Here is a 13,327-nt window from a genome sequence, read left to right on the forward strand (position 1 = left end):
CGACTTGTCTCTAGCGATTTACTGGTTTGGTTAACCGTTGATTTGCAATCGATACATTTGACAGCGTCAACGGTTCGAGACCTAAACATTTCTCCCGATAAAGCGCAATTGCACGGATGGCGTGACCACGCGGGCCAATCGGCCACTTGTGTTCGCGGCGGTCATAAATCTTGCTGACAAGAAATTCGACCGCGGCATCGACTCTCCGCGATTTCAGCTCTTGTGCAGTACTGGAATAAATGAGCCATTCCAGAATATGGCCTGTGGTTTGAACCTTTCGTTCATCATTATTCTCCATGCCCCGCGACTCAAACCAATTGGTACTGAACGACCCGTCGGGGTTTTGCAGCGTCCAAGCGTATTCCCTGTAGTCGCGTAGATACTTTTCGGCGACTGCGAACTTTCCATTGATTGGCTGATTTTCTTCTTTGCGTTGCTGAACAGCAAAATGGATTCCCATCAAGCGATGAGTGCCACCACAAGCTGCACCATTGATTGGCTGCGCTAATTCCTCGGAAAGCAACCGCTCGACATTCCATGTCTGGCGATCGCTGGAACGCCAATTTTGTTGAGTTCCCAAGTAGTAACTAAGACCGATCAGCTTAAAAGTCAGTTCAGTGCGAGGACGGCAGGTCGCCATCTCGTACTGGACTAGGTTTGCGACCGAATACTTCTTACCGTTGACGTGCAACGGGTACTGCGAAGACACGCCAGACTGCGCTAAAATGGCCAGGAATTGTCCCTCGTGTCCTTGCACGCCTCCTCCGACATTAGGGCGGAAGGAGTTTCCTACTGGCGAGAAGATGGTTTGTGTTTTGCAAATGCGGTTTGCACACATCCAAGCGATGGCGTTGACTCGTTGGTTGTTATAGATCAATTCCGCATCAGCACCAAAGGGCAGAAGCGCGTGCATCACAGCCCACGGGCTACGCTCGCTGGCCGATTCAGGGTTCAGCAAATAATATTCGAGCGTCTCGGTAGCCCGTTTCGCCTTCAATTCAACGACTGGGTCCACCATTAGCTTCGGAGGTGGCTTTGGTACAGATACCAAACCAAGATCTGGCGAAACCGGCTTAATCGAAGCTTTCGCTGGCTCCTGTTTGGCAGGACTGCTGGACGCGATGTTGGATGGCAACGGACCATCCTCGGCGATAGGCTCAATTACGATTGGCTTGGGGCGGCGTAATGTGGGCCTTGAGACAACATCCGCCTTCAGTGCATCGCTTTGTTCTGGAGCACTTGCAGGCATTGAAGTCGCATCCGCAGCTTCATTGTCATCTCGATCGCGCTGGGCAAGCTTCGATGGCGCTGGTTCTTTCGGGAGCAGCGGGAGAGCATCCTCCTCAGGCTGTGCATCGTTAGTTGCTGCGTCATCTTGCGCCAAAGCGTAATCACCCTCAGCATCCGACATGAGCGGGAAATCTTCGACGGGGTAATCGATTGGATTGTCGAGCAGTTCCGCGATCAGGACCGTATCGACGATCTCCTCCATCAGTTCTGGACCACCTTCCAGTGAGAGGGCAGCTTCGCGGTCGGCTGATTTTTGACCAGTCCCGTCGTTCACGAATGCTGGATTATCCGTGTCCTCGCCCATCACAATGACCGTCGATGATCGCTTCGCGTTGTTGGTTGTCGCGGTCGGTTTGCCCACAGCACTTTGATGAAGCCGCTCGTACTCAGCATGCAACAGCGAAGTTTCCCGATCCAATTTGGACTGTGGCCCGGAGGGGTTCTGTGCAATGGTTGTCGCTGGGGGCGCAGATTGAGGTTTCTGTTGAGTGGAATCGCTTGGTGGGGCCGCTGGATCAAAGATGATGAAGTCGATAGATCCAGATGATGCAGCTTCGTCCGCTTTCCCTCGAATCACTTGCTTCTTTTCACCACTGGGCGCAGAGCTATTGCTGCTTGAAGTCGATTCTTGACTGTTGGCGGAAGCACTTCGCAGTGGATTGGCAGCCGACGCGTTCGGCTCTTTGCCTTCTCCGCTCGCTTTTTCATCAGCGAACATCATTCCTTGCAGAAGGATGGCTGCTGCAATGGACGAAACCTGGGCTAGGGTTCGTACGGTTGAATGCATAGCGAACTTCATTGATGACGTAATCTTTTTCAATGGCTAGCGGTATTCTCGCAGCGGGCTGGTGGAGAACAGGAACTATGGATGGTGGGGTTAGTATCGACCACAAATAATGAACACTGAAGCTACACTACTGCAGGATATAAAAATGATCGACGAGGAAGGGGGGGGCTATCAATAAAAAGGAATCCAGCCAGCAGCCCGATCTGCTAGGGATGGTGGCTCATCTTCGGTGATTTCACCCGCCAAGTAGCCTTTCCATTTTGCGACATTGCCGCCGTAGTTCATGCCAGTCGCCTTTGCTAAAGCCTGTGTCGCCTCATACTGCAAAGCGGGTGAACGTTCTTGCAAGACAGCCGCCAGCATGCCTTTTGCTTCTGGTGTATTAAAGTTGCCTAACGCCCGCACTGCTTCTTTTTGAACGCCATCTTCATCGGGATCCTTCAAGAGCTTTTGCAGCGTGGGATAGGCGGCTGCTGGTTCTTGTTTGCCAATTGCTTGGCAGACGGCCATACGAACTTTTTTACTTTCATCGGCTGCCGCCGCTTGGAGCAGTTCTGCTGCGCGATCTGATCGTACACTTCCAAGTGCCAAGGCTGCTTCGCGCCGCATTTCCGGGCTTGGATCGTGTTGCAGTATGGCGTCCAAATGAACAAGCCATTTGGATTGTTCATCGCTGGGCATGCTGACCAACTGCTTCTTTAGCAGACGCAGTTCTTCGATTCGTTCATAGTACGTTGGGCCGAGGGCCACGTCTTTGGCCCACTCTCGCTGATAATAGGGATTCATCTTTTTCAGCGCAAAGGTAGGGCCATCCAGGCAGCCCACGACGCTGGATAAAAGCATAAGTAGCGATAGTTGTTTCACGTAATGCTTGCGCATGGAGCGATCGTAGTCGACAGGAGGAAAACTAAGTCCAGCGGAACCTATCAAACTTGTTCGAACCAATGCCAGATAGATATCGAGAAGAAATTCATAGAATCGGCCGGAATAGGCAATCCAAAGAGTTCAAAGACACAAACCAAGTAATTCAAAAAACCTAGTGAATCTAGGCAATCCGGACGATAGCTCCGGATCGCCAGAAGATCGCTTTCGCGTTTTCGCCTAAACACCCTTGCCCTAGTTTCGACTGCCGCTGAGGTTTGTTAGACTAAGGGTTGGTACTTTTTCTCTAAAGTTCCTTCCCACCTATCCGTCAACAAAGGTTTTCCGATGAGACCGTTTGCCAGCCTAGTCCCGTTTTGCATCGCCTTGATATACGCTCCTATTTGTTGTGCGCAGACTACCTCCAAGACAAGCGTATCCATTGTCGGAGAAGATTTTCATATCAATGGCAAGCCGACATATCCAGGCCGACAATGGAATGGCCATCGCATCGAAGGCCTGCTCCTCAATTCGCGAATGGTGCAAGGCATCTTTGATGACTTGAATCCTGAAACGGCCAAACAGTGGGCCTATCCTGACACTGGGCGTTGGGATGCAGAACGCAACGTCACGGAGTTCATAGCCGCGATGCCACAGTGGCGAGCCCACGGTTTGTTGGCGTTTACCATCAACTTTCAAGGTGGTTCGCCGGAGGGTTACTCCAAGTCGCAGCCGTGGATCACTGGAGCGTTTGAAAATGACGGAACACTGCGTCCTGCGTTTGCCGAACGGATGGCGCGAATCCTGAATGCAGCCGACGAATTGGGGATGGTCGCGATCGTAGGCTACTTCTACTTCGGCCAAGACCAAAACTTGGAGAACGAGGCGGCGGTGGTGCGTGCCACCGAGGAAGCAACTCAGTGGCTGCTAAAAGGCGGCTGGCGTAATGTGCTGGTGGAAGTAAACAATGAGACCGATGTTGCCGCCTACGACCATGAGATTCTCAAGCCGGCTCGTATTCATGAGTTGATCGAGTTGGTACGCACCATTACGCACGATGGACGCCGCTTGTTGGTCGGTACCAGCTACGGTGGTGGTACCATACCGAAGCCCAACGTAGTGAAGTCATCTGATTTTCTGTTATTGCATGGTAACGGAGTCAAAGATCCTGCTCGGACTGTCGAAATGGTCCAGCAAACGCGGGGTGTAGAGGGCTACCGGACGATGCCTATTTTGTTCAACGAAGACGATCATGAAAACTTTGATCGAGCCCAGAATAATTTTTCGGCAGCGATCTCGCAACATGTTTCGTGGGGCTGGTTTGATTATCGTCGTAAAGGAGAATCGAAAGAGGACGGCTACCAGTCACCGCCTGTCGACTGGGGGATCCATTCGGAACGAAAGAGGGCCTTCTTCGATTACCTAGGCCAGATTACGGGCGAATCTCCAAAGTAGTACTCAATGCCGCACGTTGCATTCGTTCCATTCACGGGCCTTCGTGTCGCAGATCAGCGGATGTTTGACATTGGAATGAGCTTACCTGGTTTGCGAAGCAGATCGGAGGCACTACAGGAACTACCCGCACTAGGTTTGTTGACACTCGCAGGAATGTTAGATTCACAGTGGTCCTGTTCGTATCATCCCTCTGCCGTTTCGGGGGATCTTGTTCATGAAGTTGTATCTTCGCAGCCTGATTTAGTTGCGGTAAGTGCTCTTACTGCATCCATTGAAGAGGCCTACGCCTTTTGCGAGAGTTTGAAGAATCAAGGAATAAAGACTGTCGTGGGCGGTCTCCATGCTACATCGCTACCTGATGAAGTACTTCGCCATTCAACTTCAGTATGTGTTGGGGATGGTGAGTCGAGTTGGCCTGAAATTTTAAGAGATGCTGCTAGCGGCACCTTGAAGCCGGTTTATCGTGCGAGTAAAGCATTCGATTTCTCTTCTTCACCGCAGCCAAACCTAAAGTTAATCAATCCTGCAAAGATTCCTCGGTGGACGGTCCAGACCCAACGAGGCTGCCCTTGGGCTTGCGAGTTTTGCGGAGCGAGTCGCCTACTTGGCCCTCCCAGATTCAAGCCGTTGGAAAACATCTGCAATGAAATTGCCCAGATCAAGCAGCTTGACCCAACGCCTTGGGTTGAGCTCGCCGACGACAATACCTTTGCAGACCGCAAAGTTTCCTATGAATTGTTGCGGCGAATTAAAGACTTCAAAATACGATTTTTTACTGAGAGTGATTGGCGGATTGGCGAAGATGCGGAATTACTGCGTCTCCTTGCCGAAGCTGGTTGCGTGCAAGTGCTCGTTGGATTCGAATCGCTTGCACTGAATTACCATGGCATGGGAAAAAAAGCATCGGATTTTTCTAGGATGCTGGAAGCGGTAGACGCAATTCAAGACGCGGGGATCGTGGTCAATGGATGCTTTATCTTGGGAGCAGATGGTGAGAGTCCTGCCACCATCGATTCGCTCGTGGAATTTATCGACTCGAGTAGTTTGGCTGAAATACAGCTTACGCTGCAGACTCCTTTTCCGGGCACCAGCCTGTATCGCAAATTGGAGCGAGACGGACGGTTACTTGGGCGGTCGTGGAATCATTACAATTTATTTGACGTTGTTTATCAACCTATTGGGATGACCGTAAGCGAATTAGAAGATAGATTCCGCGATGTTGTTTCAAATGTCTTCAGCCCTTCCTGTTCTCGCAGACGAACGGAGAAACGCAAAAAAATCTGGAGGCAACACCCAAGTTTTAGGCACCGGTATCAATGATAACTCCCCAGACCGTCTTAAAGTTCTTGGTGTTCCATTCGCCATCTCATGTTGCGGTTATGCAAAGTCGTCACGCCACATGGTTGGGCATGATGATGGTTCTTGTCGCGGGCATAGCCAGGGAATACGATGGCGAATATTTGATTGCAGAGCCATGGCACTTGGTTCTTCCTCTCCTTGCGTCGGTCTTGGGCGCAACTGTTCTATTTTTATTACTGGGAATTGCTGCGCTATCGCGAGGGGTGAAACCAGCCTTAATTGCCCACTCGTACCGCTGTGTCCTGAACGCCTACTGGATGACAGCTCCCCTCGCTTTGCTTTACGCTATTCCAGTCGAGAGACTTTTCGAGGCACCCGAAGCTACTTGGTTGAACCTCTACTTCTTGGCTGCTGTTTCGCTTATGCGTGTCCTCTTGATCACCCACTCAATCAAACTTATTTTTGGAATCGGGTTTTCCGAAGCATTGATGCCTGTCATGGTTTTCAGCCTGGGGCTTGGTTACCTCGCACTGGTTTTTATTCCCACTCCGATTTTTATGATCATGGGAGGTGTCCGAATAACTGAAAGTGAGCAAATTATCGTGCAAGCTAAGCTACTCATTCAGGTTGCCGGCGTTTTGACAGCCCCAATTTGGATCATCGGCTACTTGATTGTGTTGCTGCGCAAGAGTCCTTGGAAATTCCAGATGTTTGACCAGGATGTTGGTCACTTATCCGTCAGCAATAGCACTTGGATTTGTGTCGGAACGTGCTTTCTCGCATTTCTACCAGCGCTCATGTTTACGCAAGCGGAGCAAAAGAACCGATGGCGATTCGAGAAGTTTTTGCAAGACCAGGATTATGAAGAGCTCGGGCGTCTCAGCCATCAAATTTCGCTGGCTGACCTTCCGCCTGGCTGGGTGCCTCCACCGCAGATTGGTTACAAGTTAGATGAATCGGATGCTATACAAACTGTGATATCCGCGCTTAAAAGCAATCCGTCCGATTGGTTACGGTTACAGTATTTAGATAAAGTGGAACGATATGCACATGGTCTCAATTTCCGACGGTCATCAAGATCTCTACTTGATCTTACCGACGAACAGTTGGAAGTGTTTGTAGAAGTGATTGAGTACCTTGAAAATCCCACATCGATCGCAACAAGTCTCTCGGACACGATCGACGCCGACTTGTTTGATCGCGGTGACAAAATAACGGAGAAGCGAAGAGAGTTGCTTGAAAGAATCCGTCAGCATGTACCTGAAAGACAAGCTGAGGCAGAAGCAATAGATGAAATGGAAATTGCTCCGCCGACAAACTGAGTATAGCTTGGCCGGTATCCAGCAGCATCGGCACTTCCCTTGACAACTTGTAGCACATTACACGATTGCAGATTTCCAAACAGATGAATAAACCTATCTCCCCAGTGCACTTAGCGGTTGACCTTGGAGCGTCCAGTGGTCGTGTGTTAGCGATCGCCTGCGATGACAACAAATTGACATTCGATACGTTGCATCGTTTCGATAACTCAGCCATCGATCTTGGTGGCAGCCTGTACTGGAATCACTTGTCGCTCTGTCGCGAAATCCAAAACGGTATGCGCATCGCATCTGCTAAATTCGGCTCTGCCATCCGCAGTATCGGAGTTGATACCTGGGGCGTCGACTATGTCTTGCTCGACAAACAAAAAATGCCACTCGGGCCAGGCTATTGCTATCGAGATCCCCGCAATGCCAATGCTATGGAACAAGCCTTCGCTCGACTTTCCAAAGAAGAAATCTTTGCAGAGTCGGGCATCCAGTTTATGCAAATCAATACGCTATACCAGATGTTTGCTCAACGTCTGTTGCAACCCCGCGTCCTGGATTGCACTCAATCGTTCCTCATGGTACCAGACTTCCTGCATTGGCTGTTAAGTGGCCAACTGATCAATGAAGCTACTAACGCTTCCACTACTCAAATACTCAGGCCCGGCATTCAAACTTGGTCCGAAAAAATCTGCCAAGCTATGGATTTTGATTTGAACTGGTTCTTCTCGCCAACGCAACCAGGCACTCATCTAGGCAAACTATCCAAATCCGTGGCCACGCACAATCATATCGAACCCATTGACGTCATTTGTCCTGCCACTCACGACACTGCCTCAGCCGTCATTGCTGTCCCAGTACCGCAGTTTAAGCAGAGCAAACCGAAATGGGGATACATCAGCAGCGGTACGTGGTCCTTGATGGGCGTGGAACTTGACCAGCCAGTGGTGAACCAGCAGGCCTTGGAGTTGAACTTTACTAACGAAGCGGGCCCCAATGGTTCGGTCCGATTGCTGAAGAATATCGCGGGGTTGTGGCCTCTGCAGCAATGTCGTGACCAAGAGGTGCGTAAGGGGCAAAGCTTGGATTGGCAGCAGATGGTCGATCAGGCAAAAACGGCCCGCGCATTACAACGGTTGGTCAACCTGGATCATCCCAGCCTGATAAGCCCAGCCAATATGCAAACCGCCCTTTTCGAATTACTTCAACAAAGCGGCCAGACGGTCCCACAAAACCAAGGCGAACTCACGCGGTTGCTGTTGGAATCGTTGGCGATGCGATATCGAGTTTGCCTGGGCTGGTTAGAACAACTGATTGGCTACCGCCTTGAGCAACTCTATATTGTTGGCGGCGGTGTGCAGAATGAATTGCTGTGCCAAATGACTGCAGATGCAACCCAACGCCCTGTCATCGCAGCACACAGTGAAGCGACCGCGATTGGCAATGCGATGATGCAAGCGGTGGGCATAGGGCGATTCGATACGATCGTCCAAGCAAGGCAATGGCTTGCAGGTGCCATCCAGCCAAAAGAGTACATGCCGCAAAACTGCCAGGCCTGGGATGATGCCTACGGCCGGTACCAGGACATCTTGTAGTCGGCACAATCCTCTCAAGTCCTGACTGCAAACAAAATTTTAACAATCACGACATCTGGTTGCGATCTTTAACAAAGCTGCGCGAAGAAATGGATCGGCGAGCCAGGGATGTGTTGAACCGGATATCGCTCAAAGCGTATCACGTGTCGGTCAGCCAGATCGGTCAGAAATTGCTCGACTGACTCTGCTTCCTGTAGCCCTCCTTCGTGCCCAGTATATGCCATGACACTTAGGCAACCAGCATCCTTGATAAGCTTGACTGCTTGAGTCAGTGCCTGCCGCGTGCTGTCAGCGCTGGTGCGTATCGTTTTGTCGCCCGCCGGAAGATACCCAAGATTAAATACCACACCTGCGACCAACCCATGATGCTCCTGAATTACCAGATCCGGCAGATGTTCGTGGCTGCGCTTGACCCAATGCACTGTCGGGCAGCGGAGGTTGTTCTCGCGAACGAAATCAGATTGGTAATAATCGTCCAATCGAGATTTCGTTGTCTGCAAGGCTGAGTCTTGGATATCAATGATGTACAACGTTCCCGATTGTCCTATCCGTTGACTTAAGAACAGCGCATCATGGCCATTGCCTGCCGTAGCATCAACCACGATGTCGCCTGCTTGAACATACGCCTGCAACATTTCGTGTGCACGTTGTGTGAGTCTCTTGGGGGCGAAGCCATTGGGCTGCAAGACTCTCAGCGGTTCCATCGCAGATCTTTCGGAATTGGTAAACGCGAGAATAAATGTTGGACCATGAGCGACGCGCACCAAGGTGCAAGGTAACAGCCTTTGGCACCCAGCCCATTGAGAATTCCTAGCCGGGGAAACTGTGGATGCATTCCCAACAGCGGCTTTTGGTCGAACGTGCTGGGACGAATTGCGGCACGATGCTCGAGCACTTCACAACCAATATTCAACCGCTGGCCTAACGCTTCCAGTAACGAATCGCGTCCTGTCGGAGACGGTAGACCATCCAATGGCCGCCATTGATATGTTGACCCAAGCAGCCAGTCCGTCGTCTTCGGACGTCGCATCAAATCCAAACAACCGACAGTCCGTGCAGCACTTGCAGGGGTTATCCACCAGCCCGCATGCAGCGTCGAGTTATCAATGGGCTTATCCAGTCGGATTTGTAGGATGTCACCTTGAGCTGGATTAAATCGAGCATCGGCGAAATAGCGGTGTTGTTGGTCAATGATGCCCCGACAACAGATCACGTAAGACGCGGTCACTTGATCTGGACGAAAGTAAACGGAACCAGCGTGCAAGAAGATGTCTTCATCCAAATCGACCCATGCTTTACGATACAAGCCTTGAGATTCGAAGTATCGATGCGACGCGTCTAGATAGCGATTGGTATCCAGGCGAGATGCTTGCGACATGAAAAATCCGCAGGGATTGTTCACGAGGCTAAGATCAAACCAGCCTGGCTCCAACCAAGTAGTCTCCACCTGCGGAAATTTTGCGAGCCGCAATTGCACATCTTCAATGTTAGCAGAAGATTCCAGCAAGCGAACAGATCCGGAGCGATACCAAATCGTCGCATTCACGCGTTCTTCGATCCAGCGATAAAAATGATCACTGACGGCAAACGCTTGGCTCCATCGATAGGTTTCATTCAACCTTCGGCCTGTGATTGGAGTAACTAATCCGGCTGCAACACGCGAAGCAGTGGACGCGGTTTGGTCATCAAGCAATAAAAACGATTTGCCTTGCTCCAGCAGCGACCAGGCCAAGCATGTTCCGGCAATGCCACCACCCAGAATGAGCACATCTACATGTTGCGTCACAGCGATTCCTTAGAACGACCGTTGTTCTTTGGCAGGAACCTCTTCTGCTTTTTTCTTGCCGCCAAAAAACTGGGATGGCAAATCGAAGAGGTTAAAGTCTAAAGGTGGTAATTGTAGCTGATCATCCTTGGTTGCAGGTAAGGCCAGCTTTTCAAGGTCGACTGTGGCCAACAACGTAAGCCCTTCCGGAGTTTGAGTCATATGCGCTTGCAGGCCGCGCAACCAGCCTAACCATTCGGCTTTGTAGTCCGCTGTAGGAAGGAGCGATTTCATTTGGATACTCATAGGATCAAGAATCCCGATACCCCGCAATTGCGTTTCATTCCACACGGACTCCTCGTTCTTGATCACTTGATCCAGCACATATTCGCCTCCTAATGGCGATATCAATTTTGTATCTAATAGATATTCTGTCATCGATTTGGCCAACAGAGGTTCTAGCTTAAACTGCTGTTGCATGGCATCCAGCAATCGCAGATTACCTCGTGTTGCCGAAAACGCGCGGCGATACCAAAAGGTATTGATCCACGAGACAAGCTGCGTGTTTTCAAGATCTTTGACGTGCAATCGAATCTGAGCCGGATCTTCCGACGCGACCGGTTGCAAGAAAGCGATCGCATGCTCCAAAATGCTGCGGTCAAATGAAATGACACTAAAGCCGCCTCCTTGCCAACGCCACATACCAAGCAAGGCCCGAGAAAATCCATTGAAGTCCGGACGAGAGCCTCCCAAGCCTAATGGTAATTGATCAAGGTATCCGGGTTGAGGCCATGCCCCAAGGTAAAAAGGCGTTTGATTCAGGGCTCGCCAAATCTCCAGCAATCCTGGCTGCTCATTCGGTACTGGTGGAACGCTGTCCTTCAACCCAGCAAACAAAACATTGTCAGGCGATTGGCTGCCCAAAAGATTTTGGCCCGCCATATGAGCTTGCACGCTGACGACGTCGTCGATCGGCTGCGCGATGATGGTGTTGACGGGGCCAGCCAAGAAACGTCCCCATTTACCAAACTTGGCGATATCCAGCGGAGCAACATAAGCTTCGATGGCCAGCCTTTCTTGGTTCACGTTTTCCGCTTGTTGAAACCTACGCAAGCCAAACACAAGCGGCTCTGTACTCTTCCATTGCGAGGAATAGAAAGCAGCATCTTGCAAGTAGTTTGCAGCCTCTTGTGGCGTGCAATCCATTAATGGGACATCGCTGATGGGAAGCATCGCGCCCAGTCCGCCGCGACGAGAATCGACCCAACGATTGCCGTCACGCAACAATTGACTGTTATCCGATGTTCGCTCAAACCATTCGGGCAGCAGGTCGGCATCAATTAAAGATTGAATGGAATCGTAAGGGATTTGCTCCGCATCGGCCATCAAAGCAGCCATTTCGACAGCCGCAATCCTCGCTTTGGCTGCATACCGCCGCCGCAACTCAATGTCATATTGTGGCGACATGAGATTTTGGAAAAACTCCGGCGAGAAATACCCGAATAGATCGTAGTTGTTCTGCGTCGGAAGCAACAATCTGGCATATCGGAAATTTGGCGAACTGGCCAGCGACGAGCCACCTTTCCGTACTTCTAGGAACCGTCGTGCAAGTGTTTGCGAGGTAGTAATCAACAAATAATTATCGTGCACAACGCGGAATGACCGGATGGTGTGGTCTCTGTTGGATAGCAGTGTTACAGGATGCCCATCAATGTCGATTATATCTAGCTGAACTCCTTCAGCTTTTAGCTGTTCTGCGGTCGCTTTGCGTTCTGCATCCATAGAAGATTGCAGTCGAGCGATGTTCTTCGCTTCAAACAAAACTCCCATAGAAGCGCCGTCTTGCAAGTAAAGATCGTGCCCAATGATGGCCATGTCACCGATGATCGCATCGCCGAACAATTTCGCTAGCAGGTTGGTGCGTGTATTGAGCATTAACTCGATACGTGAGTTTGCGTCGCTATCAGAACCGCGAGTGGTTACCATGCGAGCTAAACCCGCCCCCTTACCAGTACTGATTTCTCGAAACCAAAGGTAGTTAGCAAACCTTCCAAAACGTATGTATAAGCATTCGGGAGGTACGCTGGACGCTATCGATTCGATGGGTAAGGTGTCGGGCGTTGGTGGGACTGGCGGCGAGATCCATAGCGGCGGCGCAGGAACCGTCACATTGGCTTGGTCGACATTGCGAGCCGGCGAGCGGAGCGTCTCGCGAAAGACTTGGTCGCGAAGTCGCTCGGTACTTGCCAAAAGTTCAAGAGTTGAAAGCGGCTTTGCCAGCGGATCTTCAGCGTCTTGCGACCTTACTTGCAAATCGATCGGGGCTAGACCGAGTCGGCGGGCCATCGTTTCGACCATAAATGTTTGGAATACTAACGGATAGTCGCCCTCGTCCAGATCGCTTTTTGCAGACGCGACATAGTTCTTCATCCAGACATTTGCGGAATTTTTCCAAGCAATCGGCGACGAGGTAGGCTGCTGGACAGGGACTACCGTTTGCAACGAAGTTTTTGTATCCGCTACGGTCAGCATCAGTGGATTGGAACCGACGAATAGAAAGTCGATATCCAAGGCAATCGGCTCGATCGCTCGTTGTCTGGCGGAGTCGACCGCATTACGTAACCGTTCGACCAATCCGCCGCGGCCTAGAGGACGTAGAGCCGGTGCTGGACCAACGCGAGGCGGCGGAGGCAATTTGCGAAGCGTGAAGGCAGGATAAAAAGTACGACTATCAGCCTCAAAGATTTGTACTCTCGGCGGAAGATTGGATTTATATTCGCCAAGGTACACTGAGATGCGCCCAACGCCAAAGGGTTCACCGGCCACAGCTATCTGCTCCAAGGCCGGCGCGGGATTCAAGTTTGTACGATTGGCTGCGTCTTGGGCTGTTACTGTTTCAGAAAGCAAAACGAGAATACAGACGACCCAAATTCGACTCCTTGTAATCCTAAACATTCTAATACGCTCC

The 13,327-nt window shown here is 50.9% G+C and carries 9 protein-coding genes; 4 read left to right on the top strand and 5 right to left on the bottom strand.

From position 1 onward, the window contains the following. Nucleotides 1-10: 10 nt before the first annotated feature. Together SH302x_RS07295 and SH302x_RS07300 are read right to left on the bottom strand one after the other, a co-directional pair. The gene (locus tag SH302x_RS07295) at nucleotides 11-2,077 is read right to left on the bottom strand and encodes a hypothetical protein (RefSeq protein WP_479368074.1); all 2,067 of its coding nucleotides are present in this window, start codon (nucleotides 2,075-2,077) and stop codon (nucleotides 11-13) included. Nucleotides 2,078-2,248: 171 nt separating this feature from the next. Next, the gene (locus SH302x_RS07300) at nucleotides 2,249-2,956 is read right to left on the bottom strand and encodes a HEAT repeat domain-containing protein (RefSeq protein ID WP_479368075.1); all 708 of its coding nucleotides are present in this window, start codon (nucleotides 2,954-2,956) and stop codon (nucleotides 2,249-2,251) included. Nucleotides 2,957-3,286: 330 nt separating this feature from the next. On the opposite strand from SH302x_RS07300, the gene SH302x_RS07305 reads away from it, so the two are divergent. The 4 genes from SH302x_RS07305 to SH302x_RS07320 all read left to right on the top strand — a co-directional run bounded on the left by SH302x_RS07305 (nucleotide 3,287) and on the right by SH302x_RS07320 (nucleotide 8,594). After that, nucleotides 3,287-4,393: a hypothetical protein gene (locus SH302x_RS07305; protein ID WP_479368076.1), complete on the top strand. Its 1,107-nt coding sequence runs from the start codon at nucleotides 3,287-3,289 to the stop codon at nucleotides 4,391-4,393. Nucleotides 4,394-4,399: 6 nt separating this feature from the next. Continuing rightward, entirely contained in the window at nucleotides 4,400-5,713 is a 1,314-nt protein-coding gene (locus SH302x_RS07310) for a B12-binding domain-containing radical SAM protein (RefSeq protein WP_479368077.1), read from the top strand. Beyond that, the gene (locus SH302x_RS07315; protein ID WP_479368078.1) at nucleotides 5,710-7,014 is read left to right on the top strand and encodes a hypothetical protein; all 1,305 of its coding nucleotides are present in this window, start codon (nucleotides 5,710-5,712) and stop codon (nucleotides 7,012-7,014) included. The genes SH302x_RS07310 and SH302x_RS07315 overlap by 4 nt, the downstream gene beginning before the upstream one ends. Nucleotides 7,015-7,097: 83 nt before the next feature. Further along, nucleotides 7,098-8,594: a rhamnulokinase gene (locus SH302x_RS07320; RefSeq protein WP_479368079.1), complete on the top strand. Its 1,497-nt coding sequence runs from the start codon at nucleotides 7,098-7,100 to the stop codon at nucleotides 8,592-8,594. 68 nt (nucleotides 8,595-8,662) lie between these two features. Here the strand turns inward: SH302x_RS07320 and mnmM are convergent, their stop codons facing one another. From mnmM to SH302x_RS07335, 3 genes are read right to left on the bottom strand one after another with little or no spacing between them, the layout of a single operon-like run. Further along, entirely contained in the window at nucleotides 8,663-9,298 is a 636-nt protein-coding gene (mnmM, locus tag SH302x_RS07325; protein ID WP_479368080.1) for a tRNA 5-(aminomethyl)-2-thiouridylate-methyltransferase MnmM, read from the bottom strand. Next, nucleotides 9,286-10,380: an NAD(P)/FAD-dependent oxidoreductase gene (locus SH302x_RS07330; protein ID WP_479368081.1), complete on the bottom strand. Its 1,095-nt coding sequence runs from the start codon at nucleotides 10,378-10,380 to the stop codon at nucleotides 9,286-9,288. Before SH302x_RS07330 ends, mnmM begins: the two co-directional genes overlap by 13 nt. Before the next feature lie 9 nt (nucleotides 10,381-10,389). After that, nucleotides 10,390-13,314 (bottom strand): hypothetical protein, encoded by a 2,925-nt coding sequence (locus SH302x_RS07335; RefSeq protein WP_479368082.1) that lies wholly within the window; start codon nucleotides 13,312-13,314, stop codon nucleotides 10,390-10,392. Nucleotides 13,315-13,327: the final 13 nt, after the last annotated feature.

The sequence above is a fragment of the Njordella calcicola genome, from assembly GCF_056494125.1.

What these genes read in the sequence shown, in the direction of transcription:
- SH302x_RS07295 (WP_479368074.1), bottom strand. Translation starts at nt 2,077, where the DNA reads ATGCATTCAACCGTACGAACCCTAGCCCAGGTTTCGTCCATTGCAGCA.
- SH302x_RS07300 (WP_479368075.1), bottom strand. Translation starts at nt 2,956, where the DNA reads ATGCGCAAGCATTACGTGAAACAACTATCGCTACTTATGCTTTTATCC.
- SH302x_RS07305 (WP_479368076.1), top strand. Translation starts at nt 3,287, where the DNA reads ATGAGACCGTTTGCCAGCCTAGTCCCGTTTTGCATCGCCTTGATATAC.
- SH302x_RS07310 (WP_479368077.1), top strand. Translation starts at nt 4,400, where the DNA reads ATGCCGCACGTTGCATTCGTTCCATTCACGGGCCTTCGTGTCGCAGAT.
- SH302x_RS07315 (WP_479368078.1), top strand. Translation starts at nt 5,710, where the DNA reads ATGATAACTCCCCAGACCGTCTTAAAGTTCTTGGTGTTCCATTCGCCA.
- SH302x_RS07320 (WP_479368079.1), top strand. Translation starts at nt 7,098, where the DNA reads ATGAATAAACCTATCTCCCCAGTGCACTTAGCGGTTGACCTTGGAGCG.
- mnmM (WP_479368080.1), bottom strand. Translation starts at nt 9,298, where the DNA reads ATGGAACCGCTGAGAGTCTTGCAGCCCAATGGCTTCGCCCCCAAGAGA.
- SH302x_RS07335 (WP_479368082.1), bottom strand. Translation starts at nt 13,314, where the DNA reads ATGTTTAGGATTACAAGGAGTCGAATTTGGGTCGTCTGTATTCTCGTT.